The sequence below is a fragment of the Paenibacillus sp. Marseille-Q9583 genome (assembly GCF_976954365.1).
In genome coordinates, this window is sequence record NZ_CDRJTB010000039.1 from 12082 (window position 1) to 33137 (window position 21056).

Genomic DNA, 21056 nt, shown 5'->3' on the forward strand with positions numbered 1-21056 from the left:
TGATTTTCAATAACAGCAGCAAAAACTGTAACAAACCCGCGTCTACACGCGGGTTTGTTTTTTATTAATGGAGTACTATTCTTTTGTTAACATCTTAACGAACCAATATTTTACCTTCCCCAGCAAGCCTGCGTAGTACCCTTGGAAGACACTCAATGTCTGCTTCAGGTATGTCTAATTGAATACCGTAATGGAAACAGTCCTGCTGTTCTCTATTCCATTTTAGAATTCCTTCTAAGTAAATAGATTCATCCGTAAGATTCATTTCCATACCAATCCGTACTAGGTTATTTTCTGGATTGATGTTGAGGGGTAACGATAAGTGGCAGCCTGTTCGACTGATGTTGAACAGTACAGCTCTTACAGGCTTAGAAGGAACCTGGATTCCGTTAATACTAAGAATATGAAGATCAAGGGTTACAGGTTCTTTAAGGGTATATCGAAAAGGTTCAGTTCTGCGATTAGTGTTCATATGCTCCTCCATACTTTTCCATCTACTATAAATTATCGACAGGAAAACAGGATTAGTGAAGAGTTATTAAACATATTAAAGTTTCGGAGTTACAAAAGCTGCATACCAAATTTTTGATTTTATCGTAACAATGTAAGTATTTCTTTTACAGAATTATCTACAAATGATCTTTCAGGACGGGATTTCATGATCACAGTAAGTCCAATTAATGATATGACTAGTGTCTGCGCTAAACTTTTTGCGTTAATAGTGGGATCAAGCTCACCTGAGCGCAAACCTCGATCAATCGCTTCTTGAAATATTACCGAGAGATACATCTGGTGTTCTCTTGTTAGGAGCTCAAATTTCTCATCGTGGGGTGAAAGTTCAACCATCGAATTAATGCAAAAGCATCCCCAGTTCGGATGTTGTCCATATTCATTTGCCACTATATTTTCGAAAAAGTCACGGAATGCCTCTTTAACAGAAGAATTGTTTTGAAGCTTGTTACGAACATAGGCAGCATGAGAGCTCGTATATTTCCGCAACGCAGCTTCAAATAGTCCTTTTTTATCTCCGAAGGTAGAGTAGATGCTAGGCCGCTGAATACCCATTCTTGATGTCAGGTCGCTTAAAGAGGTAGCCTCGAACCCTTTTTCCCAAAATACTTGCATAGCTGCATCCAATGCTTTTTCCTCATCAAATTCACGTGGTCGAGCCATAGTAACTCCCTCTTTTCATATCGAACGGTATGATATTATTTTATGGTTTGAATATTATTATGTCAATAAGCAATGAACGTATAAATAGTCGGATTCTAATTTCCAATTGTTCTATAAGCTAATCTCTTGACAGTTATCTTTTTTTAGAGTTATATTTGTCAAACGTATTTACGTACTGATTGGTATGTAATATATGAATCTGATAAAAGTTAATCAGGAGGCGTTATCTTTGGGGGAATCTGTTGAGGAATCGAAAGCTATTATTGCGGATCAAACAGTCAAAAAAACTGAAAAAGTACGAGGAGGGCTTAGAGCGTCGGAACCAGTGCCTGTATCAATAATATCACGTAATGTGGCACTTTTATTTTCCATCGCCTGCGGAATAGTTGTTGCTAACATATATTATGCGCAACCTTTACTGGACGCTATTTCGAACGAGTTTGGTATTTCTCATTCATTCATTGGACTTGTTATTACAATCACTCAAATTTTTTATGCACTTGGACTGTTATTATTAGTGCCTCTGGGTGATCTATTAAATCGGCGTTGGCTGATCGCTGGACAGATGCTCCTATCCGTATTGGCTTTAATTGTCGTTGGTACTGCCACCAGCAGTATAGTGTTATTCATAGGTATAGCAGCGGTTGGGTTTCTTGCCGTAGTGACACAGACGCTCGTTGCATTCGCGGCAACTTTGGCTGCTCCAGCCGAACGCGGGCGTGTCGTTGGTGTTGTGACAAGTGGAATCGTAATTGGTATTCTATTGGCGCGAACTTTCGCTGGCGTATTAATGGATTTAGCAGGTTGGCGTTCTGTCTACCTTGTTTCCGCGGTATTAACACTAATCATGGCATGGGTATTGTTTCGGGTGTTGCCACATTATGAGCACAAAAGAGAAACATTATCTTACCTACAGTTGATTCGTTCAATGTTCACGTTGTTTGCTCAGGAACGAACTCTTAGAATCCGTGCTGCACTAGGCATGATGATTTTTACCGCTTTCAGTATATTATGGACGTCTCTAGTATTACCTCTCAGTGCCCCACCGTTTTCTCTTTCACATACTGCGATTGGAGCGTTTGGTCTCGCAGGTGTTGCTGGCGCGTTAGCAGCAGCGCGAGCAGGTCGCCTCGCCGATCGGGGTTTAGGGCAGAAGACCACAGGTGTAGCTTTGATTCTTTTGCTTATATCATGGTTGCCAATAAGTTATGTTCAACACTCGCTTATTGCGTTAATCGTTGGTATTATCCTACTTGATCTTGCAGTACAAGCTGTACATGTCACCAATCAGAGCATGATCCTTACTTTGCGACCTGAAGCACGCAGTAGGCTTACTGCCGGTTACATGATTTTTTATTCCATTGGCAGCGCCACTGGGTCGATCACATCTACCAGTATCTATGTTTACTTTGGCTGGAACGGAGTGAGTTTGTTAGGTGCAATTGTGAGTGCTCTGGCTCTTCTTTTTTGGTTATTAACAAAGGAGTAACCTGAAGGGATGAGTATTCGTGCGAAAAAATTGTATCACTGACCTCGTATAATTAGGTGCGACATCTAAGTCTTAACGCTCCAGCCAGGGCTATAATGCTTCGTGTCACCTGGCTGTGAGAGCAATTCGAAAAGTTCAATTCAACATGAAAAGTAAACAAAAAGCTCAATTAGAGACTTCATCTGTTGTTGATTTAGGGAAGGGGTCTTCTGGTGAAATAAATTCGTGAATGATTTGACGGAAGTATTCGTGATTATCATAGCTATTGTACATACGCCAGGCCATTGTTTCTGAATTCCCAAAAAATAACCGCTCAAACTGGGTTTGGCGGCCACCGAATGCACCCGCTCCTAGTTCCCATGCGACCCGGAATAAGGCATTTCGGTACCGAGCATCCGAGACATTCCCCTTCAAATACTGATGGAGGTATGAACCGGCATTTGAACTAAAGTCCGATTCAGAGGTGATCATAATAAGCCCGCTTGAACTGAGATTTTGAACCATTTCAACCATCTTCGGATAAAACTCTGAAAAGTGAATGGTTGAAGCTAGAAGGGGGCCTTTATCAGGAACAAGAAATCCAAATTTATCGTGGGATGCTCCTACTTCAGAAGCTAGTCTTAACGCTCTGAATGTTTCTAGAAACGTCAGTATTCTTGAAATCGGCAGAATGGTGAATGGCTCGAGCTCAACGTTTTGTTCTTCTGCCAAAGATTCTAGCATACCGAGAAAGAACTCAGTCTTAGCAATATAGCGGGTGATGATTTGGTGACCAATATGGGTATGAAAGTGACTCTCACCGAACAATCGGGCACAGTAGATCTCATCTCCATAATAAAATATTCGATCATGAGGGATGAGTACGCGGTCAAATATAACAAGCGTATCCATTTCTTCATATCTAGAACTTAAGGGATGGTCGTAAGTAGATGGGGCTGAGTAACTTTCACGGCAAAAAAAAGTCATCCCAGGCAGATCATTAGGTACTGCAAAGGCAAATGCGAAGGGATTATCATCATCTACAAGGGATGGTGAAGGCGTAGGGAATACTAGCATTTCATCGCATGTAGCCCCTTGTGTTGCCATCATAAAAGCACCGGTCACAACCATCCCTTCGTCCTTGATTTCTACGACTTTAGCAGCGATAGAATCCTCTGTGGCATCAACCTGACCGGATATTTTACTTGCTTGAGGCTGGATGAATGCATGGGATAAAGTAATGTCATGATCTCGGCAGTAGGCATAGTAATTCCTGAGGTTCTCAGCATATTTCGGATGAAGGTCCTCAAGGATATCGGCAGCAGTAAACAGAGACATGATTGCCGTATTCATATAATCTGGGGAGCGTCCTAAAAAACCGTGATGTCTGTTTGACCAGAGTTCAATCATTTTTCTTCGACGTTCTAAATCTTCAACACTTTTGGGTGGGAGAAAAGATAGACCAACAAGTTCTCCAGTATCAGGCGAAGGGTAGGTCATCTGCGCTAAATAAAGTTCGTCACACTGCATGTTGTACATTTCGGCTTGTGTTTGTATGAGGCCATGAAATGCAGGATGTTTGGATAAGGGCCCTTCGATACGTGTTCCTTTGTACCAGATATTGATATTTTGCCGGTTGATTCGTTCGATGTATTGATTACCATTTTTAATAGGCACATGTTCCACCTCTTTGAAGAGCTGTATTATTATTTTTAATGTACGTAATCATAATTCTTCTTGTACATTGTCCATACACCGAGTCAGAGAAGGGGCCAGCCTAACTAGTGATTCGTATTGTTATTTTAAGGTTGACATAAAAGATACTTACTTGTATATTTTTTACATTGGATTACAAGTGTAGTCATTCGGTGAAAAGAAAGGCGGATAGGATTATGTCTACGGAAATTCCAAAAATCTCGGATGCCGAGTGGGAAGTAATGAAGGTGCTGTGGACTGGAGCCCCGCGTACGGCAGGAGAGATTGTTGAAGCTCTTGAGGGCAGCCGGGACTGGAACCCAAAAACGGTGCGGACGCTGATTAAGCGTCTGACCGAGAAAGGGGCTATCGGTTACAACCAGACAGGAAGGGTGTATTCTTATTACCCACTGGTGCGGGAAGAGGAATGCGTCCAATCGGAGACACAATCTTTTCTGAAGCGGATCTACGGTGGAACGCTGCGCCCGATGTTAGTCAACTTTTTACAGGATGAGAAGCTGTCCCGAGAAGATATTGAAGAATTGAAGAGAATTTTGGATGAGCGAAAGGACTGAGTCGCTTGCTGGAAGCTGCATACAATCTGTTCGTTAAGATATTGTCACTATCCGCTATGGCGAGCGTGCTGTCTTTGCTGATCCTGGCAACCCGTTTCTTGTTCAAGAATCGATTGAAACCGACCTGGACGTATCTATTGTGGATACCGCTGATCGTGAGATTAGCTGTCCCTTGGACACCGGTGACTCCGGAAATCTACGATCCTTATGAGACATCCAATACAGGCTGGACGCCGATGCATTTGCTGGTTCTGATATGGCTTAGCGGAGCAGTGGTAATGATAAGTCTGTCGGTTCGTGAGCAGCTGCGATTCACGGCACGGGTTCGAGGGGAACCGGAGATCCGTTCCGCAGATATCCTGTGGTTGTTCGAAACGTGTCAACGAGAGATGAAGGCAAGGCGACCAGTGAAGCTGGTTGAGACGAAGCAGATTGCCGTGCCCACACTGCTTGGTGTTGTGCGCCCCAAGCTGCTGCTGCCGACATCCATGTTGCACACGCTGGAGGCAAACGAACTGCGTCATATATTTCTGCATGAGTTGGCGCATGTGAAACGTCGTGATATTTCGCTGAATCTGCTGACAGGACTGCTGCTGGCCCTGCATTGGTTCAATCCGTTGCTTTGGTATGCCGTTAGCCAAATGAAACGGGATCAAGAGGTCGCCTGTGATGCGCTGGCTTTAAAGCATCTTGCATCGGAGCACCACAAAGACTACGCACGGACTCTTCTTAAACTAATGGAAACATTGACCGATCCAATCCGAGTGGCTGGTGCAGCCGGCATTTCAAGCAGCAAGAAGGAAATGAAAAGAAGGATAACCATGATCACCAGGCATAAAAAAATCACAGCACAAAACACGGTGTTGGGGTTAGCTGTAATTATGGTCTTAAGTGGCTGTACCTTGACTGGGGCAAAGCTGAGTTCTACGTCAGCCCCGGAGAAGAGTGTTGTTATCCCGTCAGCTTCTCAGGCTAAAGATTCAACTGCAATCGATCCCAAAGGAACCCTATTAGCGGAGAAGAACGGAATTACTGTAACTGCAAAGCCCACGGCTGAGCATGCACTTTTGCATGAAGTCACGGTTGATGTGCGCGGTGAAGTTAACAGAACGTTTTTGTGGAATGCCGGTGAAGATGAAACGCGGCCTCCTTCCATTGAAGAATCCGATCTTAACGGGGATGGTACCAAAGAAATCTTTATTCGTATTACTACCGGCACTGGAACAGGGCTCTCAATGAGTGAGATTCATGTGCTCCAGCCTGTCACTCTGGAAGAGCTTGTGGTAGAGGATCCGGTCGAGACGCTAAATCGGAGGCTGAAATCCTCCATTACACACCGGAATAACCACACTTACGTATCCGCTGAACTAGACGGAAAGCATTTGACTAAAGTGTATGATTACACTGAGGGGGCTTGGGGCGAGAAGATTGGATTTGGCGCCATAGTTTCGTATGAGCTGGAAGGGGGCCGTATTGTAGCCCGTTTGGCAGGTGCAGCATCCATCTCTGAGTTTCCGCTTGAAGTTATTGTCGTTTACGGCAATGAACTGACCATTGAGAGTGTACAGATGTACTATGGCTCGTTTATTTCTCCTCCGCTCAGTGAACAGGATATTAAGTCCTTGCTGGAAAAAAAGCTTCCAGCTAGCGGCTGGACTTTTGGTAAAGAAGGCGATCAATACAGGATTGATTTTATGGATCCACCGAATGACGTAGGGGAAGGCCTTAGCTATAAAATTAATCCACTTACCGGAACGGTTCATGATGTAACTTCTGGCAGTCCAGTGAGAAGCCTTGTGAATCGAGAAGCGATAGATCTGTGGGACATATCTAACGGTACCGAATACCAGAAAGAGCTGTATAAATTACTTCAGCCAATCTTTGATACAGAAGGCTTCGAGTCAACAGATGTGGATTGGATTTCCGGCTTTATTGGAGATGGTTATTTGTTCAGTAATGTTAGGCAAGGCGGCAGGGAGTTCACGATAAAAGTGGATGTCTTCACCGGGCAATGGGAAGAGATTGCTGACCCGTATAAATAGTTATGTCGATGTCGAAGAACCTCGTAACAATAAAGAAAGCCCGTGCCTAGCACGGGCTTTCTTTATTGTTACTGACTTAGCAAATGCTTTCCACTCACACCAAATCCAGTCCCAACTACTGTCGTGTTTTTTTTTCAGCAATCCGCTTTTCCTCCTATTTACAATTCAGCTACTCGGTGATACTATATAGTGGTACTAAGCAATACAGAGTAGCATTGGAGGATTTTAATGGATAACCTAACAGAAATGCTGAAAGGAGTTTTGGAAGGCTGTGTACTTGAAATCATCAGCCGGAAAGAAACCTATGGGTATGAAATCGTAAAAACGCTAAATGCGCTCGGTTTCGAAGATGTTGTTGAAGGAACAGTCTACACCATCTTAATACGGTTAGAAAAAAATAAACTCGTCGATATCGAGAAAAAACCGTCCGAAATAGGACCACCAAGGAAATTTTATAGTCTAAATGAAGAGGGATGGCGGGAACTGTCCATGTTTTGGGAGAAATGGGGATATGTTTCGTCAAGACTTACCCAACTGAAGGAGGATAGCCGTGTATAAGAACATGCTCGCTAAATTTAAAGATTTACGTGAACAAAAGAAGGCTTATAAAGAGTGCGTAAAACGTTCAAAAGCGCTCCCGAACGATTACCGGGAAGTTTACAATATCGCATCGCGCTACATGCTGAACTTCTCAACTAACGATTCTAGCGTCATCAACCTTTTTCCCGAAATGCTTGACATGTTTGAGATGGGAGCTGCTGAAGGTCGAGATGTTCTGGAGATCGTGGGGAATGACGTAATGGCGTTCTGTGACGGGCTGCTCGAGGACGTTTCCGCTCAGACTTGGACAGGGAAAATGCGAGCCAAAATGAACGAGTCCATTCACAAAAAACTTGGAAGATAGGGGGGATTAGGATGACATCGAACAATTGGGCGATTGAAGTAATAGGCCTCAAAAAATCCTATAAAAACGTGGAAGTATTGCGGGGGGTGGACTTCACTGTTCAGAAGGGTTCAACTTTTGCTCTTCTAGGGTCTAACGGCGCGGGTAAAACCACTATGATCAAAATTCTTGCCACCCTGCTCCAGCCCGACAACGGAAGCGCAAAGATTAATGGAGCCGACGTAACTAAGCAACCAGAGCAAGTACGTAAGGAGATCAGCCTGACAGGACAAAGCGTCACCGCTGACTATATCCTGACCGGACGCGAGAATCTGCGAATGATGGCCAAACTCCGCCATTTGCCCGATCCTGACAAACAAGCCGAGGAGTTATTACGTCGTTTTGACTTGCTCGATGCCGCCGATCGCCGAATCTCCACGTATTCCGGAGGGATGTGTCGGCGCTTGGATTTGGCCATGAGCTTACTGGGTAACCCTTCGGTCATTTTTCTCGATGAGCCGACCACCGGACTTGACCCGCAAGCGCGTCTTGCTATGTGGGATATGATCAAGGATTTAGCAAGATCAGGTGTCACTGTTTTTTTAACTACGCAGTATCTAGAGGAAGCTGACCATCTTGCCGATCAAATCGCGATCTTACACGAAGGTCATATCGTGGCAAGCGGCAGTCCTGCGGAGCTAAAAAATAGATTGCCTAAGGGTCATATCGAGCTTCGATTCGATAATGAACCAACGCTAAATCAAGCACAAGATCTGTTAAAGGAATTTAACGCGACTGCAGATTCGAACAATCTCACGCTCTCCGTCATTACAGACGGAAGTACGAGACAGATGATGCGTCTGCTAACGAAAGCAGCGGAAGCTGACATAGAAATTGCTGAGTTTGCGCAGAAACTGCCCTCGCTTGAGGATGTTTTTCTCGCGATCGTCACTAGCAAAAAGGAGGACTCCCGATGAAATTCATTCATTTTCTAGGCGATACCGCCGTCATGAGTGGGCGTGTCATTCGCCATTCCACACGTAGCATCGACACGATTATTACCGTCATCGCCATGCCGATCATGATCATGCTGCTCTTTGTTTACATCTTTGGCGGAGCGATGAACACCGGTGAAGTAAGCTATATCAATTATATTGTGCCCGGAATATTGCTCTTTTGCATTGCTAGTGGCGTGGCTTATTCTTCTCTTCGTATCAATAACGATCTCACGAAAGGCATATTCGAGCGTTTCCACTCCATGCCGATCGCCAAAGCCTCTATTCTAGGCGGTCATGTGGTTGCTTCATTAGTTTTTAACGTCATTTCATTGCTTGCCATTTTCCTTGTTGCCTTCGGAATGGGATTTCGGCCGAAAGCGGATGTGCTCGGTTGGGTATTAGCCATTGGTATTTTGTTGCTTAGCGTACTTGCATTTACTTGGATTGCCGTTACCTTCGGCTTGCTTGCTAAATCATTCGAAGGAGCAGGAGTATTTTCTTACATTTTGATGTTACTTTTATTCGTTAGTTCTGCCTTTGCGCCGACCGACAGCATGCCTTCAGCTATACGCATATTCGCAGAATATCAGCCCATGACACCGCTTATCGAGAGTATTCGTTCTCTTTTACTCGGAGGAACGGCAGATAAAACTACGCTTGTGGCGGTATTATGGAGTTTAGCAATACTTGCGTTTTTCTGGGCTTCCGCAATGCGAGTGTATAAACGGAGAATGAAATAGACGTAAAAAAGAGCTGGTGGCTTCTCGAAAGAGGGGGATACCGGCTCTTTGTGTGCACAGGCTAAATTTAAAGTGCTGGCTGAATGGTGGGGTGAATATTTCTGTGCTATTCTAGAAATGTGATTTATATAAAATTTTTGTACATAGAATTAGAAGTACCTGATTTGGTAATTAATTTTAATAGGCGAATGGGGAATGAATGATATTTTTTTAAAATGGGGGAGTAAGTTATAGTGATACCAAACGAAGCACAAAACAAAAAACATTGGAAACGGGATATAATTATCTTTCTAAGTAGTCAAACATTTTCGTTATTCGGTTCTGCTTTAGTTCAATATGCTATTATGTGGTACGTTACGCTTACAACAAAATCAGGTATGATGATGACATTATTTATTATTTGTGGATTCATTCCTACCTTTATATTATCTCCGTTTGCAGGTGTATGGGCGGACCGTTTCAACCGGAAATATCTTATTATGATAGCAGATGCCATGATTGCCTTTGTTACACTGATTTTAGCCATTACATTTTTGCTTGGTTATGATGAGATATGGTTGTTGTTCGCCATTGCTGCAGTTCGTGCGCTCGGAGCTGGGGTTCAATCACCTGCGGTTGGGGCAATATTACCTCAAATTGTACCAGAGGATAAGCTGACGAAAGTAAATGGGATTAACGGAAGTCTTCAAGCACTAATGATGTTTGTTGCACCTATCGTTAGCGCGTCATTGCTTTCATTGGCAACAATTGAGGTCATTTTCTTTATCGATGTTATCACAGCGGCGATAGCGATCTTTACATTATCATTCTTTTTGAAAATACCGTTGCATAAAAAAGCGACTGATAAACAAACGACAAGCTATTTGGACGATTTTAAACAGGGTTTAAGCTATATTAAAAACCACAGCTTTCTCAAAACTTTTTTCATTTTTTTCGCCTTTTTCTTCGTATTGATGGCACCGGCTGCATTTTTAACACCGCTACAAGTGACACGCAGCTTCGGAGATGATTATTGGCGATTAACAGCCATTGAAATTGCTTTTTCTATCGGTATGATGGCTGGCGGAGCAATTATTGCTTCATGGGGCGGCTTTCGAAACAAAGTATATACAATGACTTTTGCTAGCTTAATTATGGGTGTATGTACGTTCGCTTTGGGTATTGTACCTGTTTTTTGGATCTACTTGGTTATGATGGCTATTTTCGGCGTAGCTATGCCCGTCTTTAATACACCGACAACCGTAATGCTACAAGAGAAGGTAGATCCGGATTACTTGGGACGCATATTCGGAGTCTTTGGTATGATATCGACGTCCATGATGCCCATCGGAATGCTGATATTCGGTCCGCTCGCGGATGTAATTGAGATTGAATGGCTCCTTGTTGGAACAGGGGTGTTAACTGTAATACTGTCCATTATCTTCATTCGAAACAAACGTTTAGTTGAAGCGGGGATGCCTTTAATACAGGAAGTATCACAAGAGTAGAATTTTACTAGAAGTGAGAGCTTGAAACCCTTGTGTAGATAAACAAGAAGCTCTCCTAAAGTTTCGATTGAACTTTATGGAAAGCTTTTCTTAATTAGAAAAAAGGAGACCGACAATGACTTATTCACAGATGTGGAACAACGCAGGAAATGAAGCTGAAATTCTCTATTTGGAACAGCAGATTATGGCCATCAAAAAAGAAATAAAACGAGCAAAAACCGCAGAACAACAGGAAATATTGGATCAAGCGAATCGCAAGCTGGCTGAATTGGAAGCGAAGCTGGATGAGCTAGAGGAGTAGGGGCTAACCGCCCCATCGTTGCATTAATATTTTGACAGCTTGAATATCGGCCTCGCAACCGTGCGAAGCCAATAAGCAAATACAGTCGTTCCGGTCCATGAGGTTCGCTTACTCTGCAGGTATTGATCGTTGATGATATAAGTCCGGGTGGAAGCAGGGCTTTTCAGGCCGAACTTTTCCCACTCTGCCGGATCATTCGAACCTCCGAGCTTTTCAAGCATATTTTCCGACGCGATATTTATTTTAGAAGGAATTTGCTCGTAGGCTTCAGTGATTTGCGCATGAAATTCGTCGATTGGATTGCGGCTGGCAAGGCTCTCCAAGTGAATGCCTTCGCGAAGGTAAGAAACGTAAGCAAGATGGTCAGCCCAGAATTCGTCGATATAAAAAAGCCGTACCCGCTGCTCCGCTGGGCTCAACGGCTGCTCGCCTTTCAAAATTCGCAGCCGCTCCGCGTATAGAATTCGCCTCTGATCCTCCAGCATATCCGAATAACAGTTCAGTTCCTTGTGGATATCGAAGTTTTGGCCCATAACAATACGCTGAGTACTTGTAATCTTGCTACTGAGCCCCGTCTCTTCAAGAGCCTCATCCTGCCTGGGAGCGCGAACTGTTTTATGGATGCCGAAGCGAAGCAGTAACTCGTCCTCCAAGCTTACATAAAAAACGGAAGCTCCCGGGTCGCCTTGGCGACCGGAACGCCCGCGCAGCTGGTCGTCGATCCGCACGCTTTCGTTCACATGGGTGGCAATTACGTACAACCCGCCCAGCTTGGCGATTAGCTCTGCTTGCGCGGGGTCGCCGCCGCCGAGGCGGATGTCGACCCCGCGTCCCGCCATATTTGTAGACACAGTCACTGCACCGATTTCTCCCGCTTTGGCGATGATATCGGCTTCTTCTGCGTCGTTTTTCGCATTTAGAACATGGCAAGATACGCCCGAAACCGCTAGCGCCTCTGCCAACATGGCAGACTCCTCGACGCTTAACGTACCAATGAGAATTGGACGTCCCGTCCTATGGATGGATGAGATTTCTTGTACGAGTGCTTTAAGCTTGGCTTCTTTATGGGTATAAATCCGGTGCAGATGGTCGATTCGAATGTTTGGCCGGTTCGGCGGAATTTGCAGCACCTGCAGCGCATAAATATCTTCGAAGTCCATTGCGGATACATGAGCGGTAGCCGTCATTCCGCAAATCTGCGGATACAGACTGATGAAGTGTTGAATGGTGATCGTCCCGAGAATTTTCCCGCCGGCTATGGAGTACAGCCCTTCTTTTGCCGTAAGCGCGGCTTGCAGCCCATCCGGCAAATAGCGGTTCTCCGCCACTCGGCCGGTATATTCTTCGATCAGCTCGATTTTGTTGTCCCGGACGATGTAATCGACGTCTTTCTTTAATAACGATTCTGCATGCAGCGCGCAATTTAATGATGTCAGCAAGTGACTGTTATGGCTATCGTACAAATTGCCGCATCCCAGAAGCGATTCCGCTTGCGCAGCGCCGGTTTCATTTAAATAAACGTTCCGCTGGAACTCGTCGAAGTCGTAATGCTCATCTCGCTTGAGCTGCCGAGCTACTTCTGCGAAACGAAAGCCGTTGCTCCTGGAAGAGGGCATATCTCCGCTGATGACCAGCGGCACCCGTGCTTCGTCGAGTAGCAGCGAATCCGCTTCATCGACGATGACGTAGTGGAAAGGACGATGCACAGTATCGGCTTCGTTTAGTGCAATTGTGTCACGCAAGTAATCGAATCCCGCTTCTTTTGCCGTAACATAGGTTATATCCTTGGCGTATGCTTCCTGTTTCTCGGACAGGCTCATGCCCGCTTGAACCGAGTTTACCGTTAATCCGAGAAAACGATAGATCGGGCCCATCCATTCCGCATCCCGTTTGGCTAAATAATCGTTAAAAGTCAGCACATGAATGCCTTTGCCAGTCAGTGCATTTAGATATGCAGGCATAACAGCAGAAAGTGTTTTTCCTTCACCGGTATGCTGCTCGATCAAGAATCTCTCGTGCAGAGCGATGGAAGCCATGATCTGGACATCGTAAGGATTTAATCCAAGCTTTCTCTTCGCTGCCTCGCATACTAACGCATAAGCAGCGATAAGCAGCTCATCCAATGGTGTACCTGATTTTGCTTCTTTTTGTAGCCGTAGGGATTCCGCTAGAAGCTGCCCATCGTCCCATGCTTCCAAATTCCGTTTTCTGATGAGCTCCACTTTGTCCTGATAAACATTCAGCTTATTCTGGGTATCGCGGTCTTTGAATTTTTGCATCAATTTGACAGCTATATTCATAGAAATCTGAGCTCCCCTCGGTAGAAATACGCTTAGTTTTGAACAATAATTGCGCTGTCAGTCGGTTAAGATATCCTCGGATTCAATCTACCAAAATATTCTATTAAATGCAATTTGGACAAATCATGAATAGCATAACGTAAAACTTAAAACTCTAAGCATTCATCGCCAACTTATTTAAGTTGTCATTAGGTGGATAATTTCAATTCTCTAGCAGAAAAGTACAAGAGGTGCATACAGGCTCCTGAATCCGATTTTGGGGATTTGACACAGGCATACGCTGCTTTTACAATTGCCTATGAGTTGATAGACTTATGAGAGAGAGGCATACGCTGTGGAAACTATAGTAAGTCAAGCTTGGCCAGAATGGAGTGGTACGCTACAGAAGCGGAGCGGGGGTTGGAACAACACAACTTATTTTGTGGGAAATAACGGGAAACGCGCGGTCCTTCGAATATATGATACACATAAGGACAGAAACAAGATTGAGTTCGAGCATGCTGTGCTGGAGCAGCTTGGAACACGAGCTTTGCCTTTCAAAGTACCTGTTCCTATTCTAACGACTACCGGTGAAACTATGATTCAGTTAAGGGAGCGTGGCAAATTCGCCTGCTTGTTCCGATATATCGATGGTGATTCACCTGTGGAGGAAGAGGTTTCCTACCTAGAATCCTTTGGAGAGGTGACGGGTATTTTATCAGAAGTCCTATCAGTTATTGATCCCGGTCTTACTCCGGTGTACCGGCCATATTATGAATTGCGGTCGTCCTATCCGTTATGCAGTGCAGAGGTCATCCGGGAACTGTGCCTGAATCCGCCGGAACCTTTTAAGGCTCTGGGGGCTGAGCTAGTGATGCTCTACAGAGCTTATAGAAATATTACAGGTTCTCTGAATGAACTGGAGGGACTGCCTCACCAACTGGTACACGGTGACTTGAATGCCTCTAATCTTTTGGTAAATATAGAAGACCCGGGGCAGGTATCCTCGCTGCTTGATTTTGAGTTCTGTACATATGATTTGCGGGTCATGGAGTTAGCGGTTATTCTATCCGGGCTGCTTGGGCATGCGGAGGAGAAGAAGATGATTCGTGAGTTCTGCCGGGGCTTCAGCCGTAGTATCCGCCTCACCCCAGCCGAAATCAACGCCATTCCAGTGTTAATGCTGCTGCGGAAAATCGATGTCTTTCTTCATTTTGTCACCCGTTATCTGGAGGGTACTGATGAATCCCGGGTACTTCATGAGCAGACAAAACGGCTGTCCGTAGATTTAGTCCAGCTGTCTGCAGGAACTGCAGAAATTCTAGTAATATTGCAAGAAGAGCAGGGAAGCGCAAGCAGGCTATAGCTCATTTCCGTGATTAGGATGAACCGCCGCTCCCTTGCTGTTCAGGATTTCTTTATACACCTCAATCGCCAGCGCCCGTGACTGCTTAAGATCAACGATGGCATATGGTCTAGGCAGATGAATAGCTTTATCGGACAAAACTGCCAGCTCTGGCAGCCAGGTGCGTATATAATCTCCGCTCGGGTCATGAGTCTGGGACTGGGTTACCGGATTCATGATCCTGAAGTAAGGGGAGGCATCGAATCCGAGCGAGGAGCTCCACAGCCAGCCGCCACGGTTCAGCGCATTATCATAATCGCTAAGCTTCAGCCTGAAGTAACGCTCTCCGTAAATAAATGGACAGCCCAGATTTTTGGTAAGAAACATTGCGGTAATCATTCGCAGCCGGTTCGGCATCCATCCGGTTGTGTTCAGTTGGGTCATGGCGGCATCGATTACAGGAATGCCAGTTCTGCCCAAAGACCAAGCCTCAAAGTATTTCGTACCCAGCATGCTCAAATCATACACCTTCTCATAGCTGAAGAAATCAGCATTGAGCCGGGCCTGATACAGATAGAAATCCCGCCAGGCCAGCTGTCGCAGCCATTCTTCCCCGCCGGTTTCTTCTTCCGCCAGCCGAGTATACACAGTACGCGCTGAAATGGTACCCGTATTGAGGTGCCGGCTGATCTGGCTGGTGCCCACCTGTGCATACCTGTCACGGTTCACATGATAATCCCGTAAATGCAAGTCTATAAATTGCTCAAGAGTATCGTGTACATCCATCTTTTTTCTTGAAGGCACTAGCTTTTCAAACTGAAGTGTAATCTCTTCAGGAATCTGGAAATCTTCGGCAATCTTATCGTCCAGTGTGGACGTTGACAGATCAGCCAAGGTCGAAGAATAAGGCGGATGAAAGCGCTCAGCCAAGTAGCTGCGCCAGCGGCGGTAGAACGGTGTGAATACCTTGAAGGGCTCTCGACGCCCGCACCAATCCATGAAATCTTCCAGATCACAGAGCATGCTGTCGTGAAAAATTTTGAAACGGATGCCGAGTGCAGCCGATGTATCACGCAGGCTCATGTCTCTTTTTAATGCATAAGGGGTGTAATCGGCATGAACCATCAATTCCTGAATTGGGTAGGTTTCGCTCAGCCTCTTGACAATAATATCAGGCTCGCCATAAAGAATATGTAGCTGCTTGCCCTCAGTGGCGTATTCCTGCTGAAGTCTTGAGACCTGTGTCAGGAAGTTTACCCCGCTATGCTCAAGATAGCGTTGTTTTCGCAGTAAAAAAGGCTCCAAAATCAACAGATGAAGGCTGCGAGTGCCAGAAGAACGTATAGCCTCAAAGGCTGGAAGATCGCTAGTCCGCAGATCTTTGCGATGAATGAAGAGAATCATTAGAAATATTTCCTTTCTATTATCAGAGGGGGAAAATCGCATGTCTATAAGGATTTCCCATTGTCCTTGCTCAAAATCAGAATAATTAACATCGGAAATATGATCTTGCTAATATGTTGTAGAACTGCTTGAACCGCTAATATAACCCTATTTGGCAGCTTCTGCTTCTTCATAGATGAGGCACCGAAGAGTCTGATCTGGGTAGCGTAACTCTGCAGTATAACTGCTGCCATCTTCGAGCAACATTTTGACTGCTACCATACCGCGCTTATTATTTACGTCAGTGTCTGTAAGGGAAGCCGTGGCGATTTTCCGGGTTTCTCCTTGTCTATCTGTAACTATTTTTGTAGCCTCGTTAATCCAGGTTGCATCCTTTTGGATAGCGATGGCAGCTTCAGCATTGATTGGGGTTCTTGTGAGTGAAAAATTAGCTGCGGTCGTATCTACTACCGTGCGGGTGGAGGGATCAATAATTACGGTATATTGCCAAAATTCCTTACCTTGTCCTCTTAAGGTGTTGGTTTTATAAGGGGTGAATAGTACCATCCAGGTCTTTTTCTTTGATAGCATGGATTCTCCTTGGCTTGCTTTTACTTCAAGCTTGGAGATGTCTGCTCCGAATATTTTTCGCACACTTGAAGCGGCCATGGCAATGGCGTCGGTCTGGCTCAAACTCCCTGTGTCTGGAGGGGTTACAATATTCCGCTTGGACAAGGCATAGGCCTCCCGGTAGAACCAGTCAATATATTGTAACAGTTCCTCGTCAGTCAATGTCCGAATTCGGATACTTGAGCGTGTTTTTCTCCAAGTCAAAATAAAACTCCGCTTGTCCCGATTTTAACGGGAACAGTTGCTTGGGACGAAGGCCGTCATACACATACTGGTCTTCCAATATCAGCCTCCGGTTTATTTCATCCTCGGTCATCTCCCTTCCGATGGTGATAATTTCGTTATTGGGCTTGTCCGCAAAATCATAAATTTGCTGCATTTCTTCTTGGGTCATCAGCTGCTCTAGATCTCTGTTCACAGTAGATACCGGAGCTTCTGCTTCTACTTTTAGTACGGGTGCCTTGCTGCTGTTCAAGGTTAGATTGCTCGAGTCTTGTACTGCAGAAATGCTCTTGGCGGCGGTGATGTTCACAAATCCTGGGACAATCATTGCGCTCACTGCCAGCACGCTTCCAGAGAACAAGAGTACAGCGAGTGTAGCGGAAATCTTGTTGTTCTTCATTTAACTTAACCTCCATTGGGATCGGATGATGATGAATCTTCCTAACCTTAATCCAAAGATGTTATAGAGTAGGAGGGCAGTTGTTATAGAGTTGTAAAAAGAGTCTGATGCTAGTTCCCTCGCCGAGGACAGAGTTTAAGGACAGTCTGGCCTTATGCGCTTCAGCAATTTGCCGACATAAGGATAATCCTAAGCCAGCGCCGCCATATTCACGTGAACGAGCCTGGTCTCCCCGATAGAAAGGTTCAAACACACGATTAGCCATCTCTGCGGTGATTCCGGTTCCCGTATCACGGATTTCTAGCACGGCTTCTCCATCCAGCTCATAGGCCAGCATGTGGATTTCGCTGCCTTGCTTGGAGGCATGAATCGCATTCTCAACCAGATTTACCAATAATGAAGCTAGTAAATCGGGATCTCCCCAGACATTTGAAATCGTATGTTGAACATGAAATCTTATGCCAGCATCCGTCAATTTTGGGCGCTCCGTCTGTTGGATAGCTTGAAATAGTTTAGAAATATCCACCTGCTGAAGTGCCAACGGCTGATGCCGGAGGACAGACAAATCCAGCAGCTTGAAGGCCAGATTCTTGAGACGAAGGGTTTCACTAAGAATATAGCCGCCCGCAGTTTGCTGTTCTTCCTGTCCAATATTGGCCGTGGTCAGAAACTCGGCGAACCCCTGCATGCTGGTCAAAGGTGTACGCAACTCGTGGGCCAAATTATCCACCATCCTTTGTTTCTCTTCAGCCATGTCCGAGAGTTCGGTAACCCTCTGTTCCACGGCCTCCGCCATCCGGTTGAAGTTCAAGGCCAGTTCGCCAAATTCATCTTTGCTGCGCAGCTGCACCCGTTTCGTATAGTCGCCTTCGGCGATTGTTTTGCTGGTCTCTGACAGGAGCTTTAGCGGCTTGCTTAGATGTCGGATTAGAAGATAAAGAAGTAGCAGCAGAACGGGTCCCACGATCCAGTTAATCATTACAAAAAAGCGGTTCAGATCCTGTTGCTTGTTGAAGAGCTCACTGATATCACGCTGATAGACAAGCAGCAAATGCTGGTAAGGAGCAGGAAGCTGAGTGGAGAGCCGAATAGAGCGTTCGTCTGAGGATACAGGCTGATCGCCTTTTCCCAAATTAGATTTCCCGAATTGTCCTTTTTGGGGAGGGTAAATCATTCGTTCGTTCTCCCATAGCTGCAAATAGATTCCCTGCTTACGGTAGTAATCGCCATAGGACTCAGAGACGCTGGCCAGTAGAATAGGGGTCAATGCCGTTCCCCGCGCTTGAATTGAATTAAGGTTCTCATAAATATTGTTGGCGATTAACAATTGCTCACTGGATGCTCTCTGCATTTCACTGTCCATGTTTAGCTGCCAGCTTTTTTTCATCACCATAATGACACTTACATCCAGAGCGGCAATAAAGAGAGCGAGTACCGACAGCAGAATCTTATGCCAGAATCTCATGATTAGCTCTGAACTTCCAGGCGGTAGCCTAGCTTGAAAATGGTTTTGATCCGTTCTTCCCAGCCCAGCTTTTTACGTAGCTGCCGGATGTGAACATCCACGGTGCGGGTGTCGCCCTCAAAATCATAGCCCCACGCCAATTCCAGCAGCTTTTCCCTCGACAATGCAATATTCCGGTTACGAATTAATACCTCAAGCAGCTCGAATTCCCTAACGGTCAAATCAACCGGTGTCTGATCTACTAAAACTTGCCGTTCCAGGTAACGCACCTCAACATTATCGCAAATGAAGCTGGAAGTGCCTTTTTCACCCCTGCGCAGGACTACATTGATTCTTGCCAGCAATTCAAGAATTTCAAATGGTTTAATGATATAATCATCCGCGCCTAGCTCGAAGCCTTTAATGCGGTCAGCCAAAGAATTCTTGGCGGTAATCAAAATCACTGGAACCTGCAAATGTGCAATCCGCTGCATCACCTCAAAACCATCCAATTCCGGAAGCATAACATCCAGCAGAATCAAATCAGTCTTTTCACGCTCCAGAATTTCGAAAACCTCCGGTCCACGGTAAGCCTTGCTATATGTATGTCCAACGAGCTTGAGATTCATTGTAATTAAATCATTAATCGCTCGTTCATCTTCTACTACCAATATATTTGCCATTTCGTATTTCTCCTCCTGGTACCTTGCTCACTAAGTGCCACTTTCGTTATACACTATATACAACTAGAGGAAGGATTGTCCAGAAGGTTGATAGTTTCATAGGCGATAATACCTAATAGGATAGAAAATTATGTGGTCAAAAAAGAAAGAAATGAATCCATACATTGCGAACCGTTACCTTAACAAAATTAACAAACTGTTGTATTGTGTCTTCCATCTATCATTAAAATATTTACAAATATAAATTGCTGATATCGAATACATCTGAGAAACTAAAGTGTGAGGTATACGGACCACCTCCAGCACATACTGGCAGTCGTGACGCACAGGAGCTAGCTCTGTACTCTAATTTATACTTGGCACAGAAAAGGTTAACGTCATAGAGCGATATCCTCAGGTTGCTGGATTATACGAAAGTCTGGATTTTAGGGCGTTTGCTTCGGAGGCCGGCAGCGAATTGATTGTACGTAAAAAGCTGCCCAAACTTCCCGGGCAGCCTCTCATATTCTTACGCGTACGTCTTCTGAGATCAAGCCGTTTGCGCCTCATGTTTGCGAGCTGTTACAGTGTCTTCTTTTTCCGTGGATCTGTTGTCCTGACGCTTAACTGCTTCCTCGTCTCGTACCATTCAATTCATGTTCGTTCTGATGAAATTCCTTGAGTATATTCTGGTAAATATGAGCCTCTTGAAGGTTCAGTCCGTCGCGATTTTCTTTCAAAACCCAGTTCTCGACCGTTTTCTTCAAGATTTCGCTCTTCCGTTCCAGCAGTTCCGTATAACTCAATTTACTTCATCCTTTCCGGTTCGTGGTTTCAAACGCCGGATGGACTTTGTTTACTTGTCATTTCGTGCGTTTAACATCACATCCGACGTAACGTTTACCATTATACAGAAAATCCTGGTCGAACCCAACGCGGAGCAACCCTCCTTAGATAGGGTGAGCACTTCTCAGAATGGAAGGGGAGTCCTCAGCGGACCATTTCGCAGAAGTGCGGCCAGATACTCCGGCATGCTGACAGTTGCTTCTCTTTCTTATAAACGCATACCGTTGTATATTCGTATATCCGGCCTTCTCCAGCGGTATTACCCTCGGGCGGCCAGTTGATGAAAACGGAAAGAAAACACAAAAACAGAAAAAATATTCCATGTGAAAATGTATTAATAGGGACCTGCCGATTTCCTATTGTGCATTCTAATGATAATGTGGCACACTATGTATATATAAAACCAAACGAGGCAAAGAATGCCCCGTCTCCTTTCCTTTTGGAATAGAGGCGGGGTTTTGTATGATTAAAAACATATTTCGT

20 protein-coding genes are annotated in these 21056 nt (G+C 45.0%); 10 read left to right on the top strand and 10 right to left on the bottom strand.

The features are described 5' to 3' along the window. Nucleotides 1-94: 94 nt before the first annotated feature. Both ACWNM1_RS17950 and ACWNM1_RS17955 read right to left on the bottom strand, forming a co-directional pair. Nucleotides 95-472: a PilZ domain-containing protein gene (locus ACWNM1_RS17950; protein WP_042187629.1), complete on the bottom strand. Its 378-nt coding sequence runs from the start codon at nt 470-472 to the stop codon at nt 95-97. Nucleotides 473-591: 119 nt separating this feature from the next. Further along, nucleotides 592-1173: a TetR/AcrR family transcriptional regulator gene (locus ACWNM1_RS17955; protein ID WP_449602015.1), complete on the bottom strand. Its 582-nt coding sequence runs from the start codon at nt 1171-1173 to the stop codon at nt 592-594. A gap of 193 nt (nt 1174-1366) precedes the next feature. On the opposite strand from ACWNM1_RS17955, the gene ACWNM1_RS17960 reads away from it, so the two are divergent. Then, on the top strand, nt 1367-2662 hold the full coding sequence (locus tag ACWNM1_RS17960) for an MFS transporter (RefSeq protein WP_449602017.1): 1296 nt from the start codon (nt 1367-1369) through the stop codon (nt 2660-2662). Between the two features lie 165 nt (nt 2663-2827). On the opposite strand, the gene ACWNM1_RS17965 is transcribed toward ACWNM1_RS17960, so the two are convergent. Continuing rightward, the gene (locus tag ACWNM1_RS17965) at nt 2828-4318 is read right to left on the bottom strand and encodes a 4-hydroxyphenylacetate 3-hydroxylase family protein (RefSeq protein ID WP_449602019.1); all 1491 of its coding nucleotides are present in this window, start codon (nt 4316-4318) and stop codon (nt 2828-2830) included. 215 nt (nt 4319-4533) lie between these two features. On the opposite strand from ACWNM1_RS17965, the gene ACWNM1_RS17970 reads away from it, so the two are divergent. The 8 genes from ACWNM1_RS17970 to ACWNM1_RS18005 all read left to right on the top strand — a co-directional run bounded on the left by ACWNM1_RS17970 (nt 4534) and on the right by ACWNM1_RS18005 (nt 11362). Then, complete coding sequence (locus ACWNM1_RS17970) at nt 4534-4911, top strand: BlaI/MecI/CopY family transcriptional regulator (RefSeq protein ID WP_156114790.1); 378 nt, start codon at nt 4534-4536, stop codon at nt 4909-4911. 5 nt (nt 4912-4916) lie between these two features. Continuing rightward, nucleotides 4917-6953 carry a M56 family metallopeptidase gene (locus ACWNM1_RS17975; protein WP_449602021.1) on the top strand — a complete coding sequence of 679 codons (2037 nt, stop codon included), beginning with the start codon at nt 4917-4919 and terminating at the stop codon, nt 6951-6953. 228 nt (nt 6954-7181) lie between these two features. After that, complete coding sequence (locus ACWNM1_RS17980) at nt 7182-7511, top strand: PadR family transcriptional regulator (protein WP_042187640.1); 330 nt, start codon at nt 7182-7184, stop codon at nt 7509-7511. Then, entirely contained in the window at nt 7504-7857 is a 354-nt protein-coding gene (locus tag ACWNM1_RS17985; protein WP_052404266.1) for a DUF1048 domain-containing protein, read from the top strand. Before ACWNM1_RS17980 ends, ACWNM1_RS17985 begins: the two co-directional genes overlap by 8 nt. An 11-nt stretch (nt 7858-7868) precedes the next feature. After that, nucleotides 7869-8813 (top strand): ATP-binding cassette domain-containing protein, encoded by a 945-nt coding sequence (locus ACWNM1_RS17990; RefSeq protein ID WP_449602024.1) that lies wholly within the window; start codon nt 7869-7871, stop codon nt 8811-8813. Then, on the top strand, nt 8810-9574 hold the full coding sequence (locus tag ACWNM1_RS17995; RefSeq protein ID WP_449602026.1) for an ABC transporter permease: 765 nt from the start codon (nt 8810-8812) through the stop codon (nt 9572-9574). The genes ACWNM1_RS17990 and ACWNM1_RS17995 overlap by 4 nt, the downstream gene beginning before the upstream one ends. Before the next feature lie 233 nt (nt 9575-9807). Continuing rightward, on the top strand, nt 9808-11061 hold the full coding sequence (locus ACWNM1_RS18000; protein ID WP_449602028.1) for an MFS transporter: 1254 nt from the start codon (nt 9808-9810) through the stop codon (nt 11059-11061). 115 nt (nt 11062-11176) lie between these two features. Further along, complete coding sequence (locus tag ACWNM1_RS18005; protein ID WP_042187647.1) at nt 11177-11362, top strand: hypothetical protein; 186 nt, start codon at nt 11177-11179, stop codon at nt 11360-11362. A 23-nt stretch (nt 11363-11385) separates the two neighbouring features. On the opposite strand, the gene ACWNM1_RS18010 is transcribed toward ACWNM1_RS18005, so the two are convergent. Next, entirely contained in the window at nt 11386-13662 is a 2277-nt protein-coding gene (locus ACWNM1_RS18010) for a preprotein translocase subunit SecA (protein WP_449602030.1), read from the bottom strand. 334 nt (nt 13663-13996) lie between these two features. Here ACWNM1_RS18010 and ACWNM1_RS18015 point away from each other — a divergent pair, with 334 nt between their 5' ends. After that, nucleotides 13997-15007, top strand: a complete 1011-nt coding sequence (locus ACWNM1_RS18015; RefSeq protein WP_449602032.1) for a phosphotransferase enzyme family protein — start codon at nt 13997-13999, stop codon at nt 15005-15007. Here the strand turns inward: ACWNM1_RS18015 and ACWNM1_RS18020 are convergent. The 6 genes from ACWNM1_RS18020 to ACWNM1_RS18045 form a co-directional block, all read right to left on the bottom strand. Beyond that, nucleotides 15002-16390 carry a cryptochrome/photolyase family protein gene (locus ACWNM1_RS18020; RefSeq protein WP_449602034.1) on the bottom strand — a complete coding sequence of 463 codons (1389 nt, stop codon included), beginning with the start codon at nt 16388-16390 and terminating at the stop codon, nt 15002-15004. The two genes, ACWNM1_RS18015 and ACWNM1_RS18020, sit on opposite strands and share 6 nt — an antisense overlap. Nucleotides 16391-16537: 147 nt before the next feature. Further along, nucleotides 16538-17104, bottom strand: a complete 567-nt coding sequence (locus ACWNM1_RS18025) for a hypothetical protein (protein ID WP_449602036.1) — start codon at nt 17102-17104, stop codon at nt 16538-16540. Nucleotides 17105-17153: 49 nt separating this feature from the next. Beyond that, a complete protein-coding gene (locus tag ACWNM1_RS18030; protein ID WP_449602038.1) occupies nt 17154-17621 on the bottom strand; it encodes a hypothetical protein in 468 nt (155 codons plus the stop codon). A 61-nt stretch (nt 17622-17682) separates the two neighbouring features. After that, entirely contained in the window at nt 17683-19086 is a 1404-nt protein-coding gene (locus tag ACWNM1_RS18035) for an ATP-binding protein (protein ID WP_449602040.1), read from the bottom strand. A gap of 2 nt (nt 19087-19088) precedes the next feature. Further along, entirely contained in the window at nt 19089-19748 is a 660-nt protein-coding gene (locus ACWNM1_RS18040) for a response regulator transcription factor (RefSeq protein ID WP_149644295.1), read from the bottom strand. A gap of 602 nt (nt 19749-20350) precedes the next feature. After that, complete coding sequence (locus ACWNM1_RS18045; protein WP_339270856.1) at nt 20351-20533, bottom strand: hypothetical protein; 183 nt, start codon at nt 20531-20533, stop codon at nt 20351-20353. Nucleotides 20534-21056: the final 523 nt, after the last annotated feature.

Bases quoted from the DNA above. Each gene is read 5' to 3' on its own strand.
- ACWNM1_RS17955 (WP_449602015.1), bottom strand. From the start codon at position 1,173: ATGGCTCGACCACGTGAATTTGATGAGGAAAAAGCATTGGATGCAGCT.
- ACWNM1_RS18020 (WP_449602034.1), bottom strand. From the start codon at position 16,390: ATGATTCTCTTCATTCATCGCAAAGATCTGCGGACTAGCGATCTTCCA.
- ACWNM1_RS18040 (WP_149644295.1), bottom strand. From the start codon at position 19,748: ATGGCAAATATATTGGTAGTAGAAGATGAACGAGCGATTAATGATTTA.
- ACWNM1_RS17995 (WP_449602026.1), top strand. From the start codon at position 8,810: ATGAAATTCATTCATTTTCTAGGCGATACCGCCGTCATGAGTGGGCGT.
- ACWNM1_RS17970 (WP_156114790.1), top strand. From the start codon at position 4,534: ATGTCTACGGAAATTCCAAAAATCTCGGATGCCGAGTGGGAAGTAATG.
- ACWNM1_RS18005 (WP_042187647.1), top strand. From the start codon at position 11,177: ATGACTTATTCACAGATGTGGAACAACGCAGGAAATGAAGCTGAAATT.
- ACWNM1_RS17960 (WP_449602017.1), top strand. From the start codon at position 1,367: ATGAATCTGATAAAAGTTAATCAGGAGGCGTTATCTTTGGGGGAATCT.
- ACWNM1_RS17990 (WP_449602024.1), top strand. From the start codon at position 7,869: ATGACATCGAACAATTGGGCGATTGAAGTAATAGGCCTCAAAAAATCC.
- ACWNM1_RS17950 (WP_042187629.1), bottom strand. From the start codon at position 472: ATGAACACTAATCGCAGAACTGAACCTTTTCGATATACCCTTAAAGAA.
- ACWNM1_RS18035 (WP_449602040.1), bottom strand. From the start codon at position 19,086: ATGAGATTCTGGCATAAGATTCTGCTGTCGGTACTCGCTCTCTTTATT.
- ACWNM1_RS17980 (WP_042187640.1), top strand. From the start codon at position 7,182: ATGGATAACCTAACAGAAATGCTGAAAGGAGTTTTGGAAGGCTGTGTA.
- ACWNM1_RS18010 (WP_449602030.1), bottom strand. From the start codon at position 13,662: ATGAATATAGCTGTCAAATTGATGCAAAAATTCAAAGACCGCGATACC.
- ACWNM1_RS18030 (WP_449602038.1), bottom strand. From the start codon at position 17,621: ATGAAGAACAACAAGATTTCCGCTACACTCGCTGTACTCTTGTTCTCT.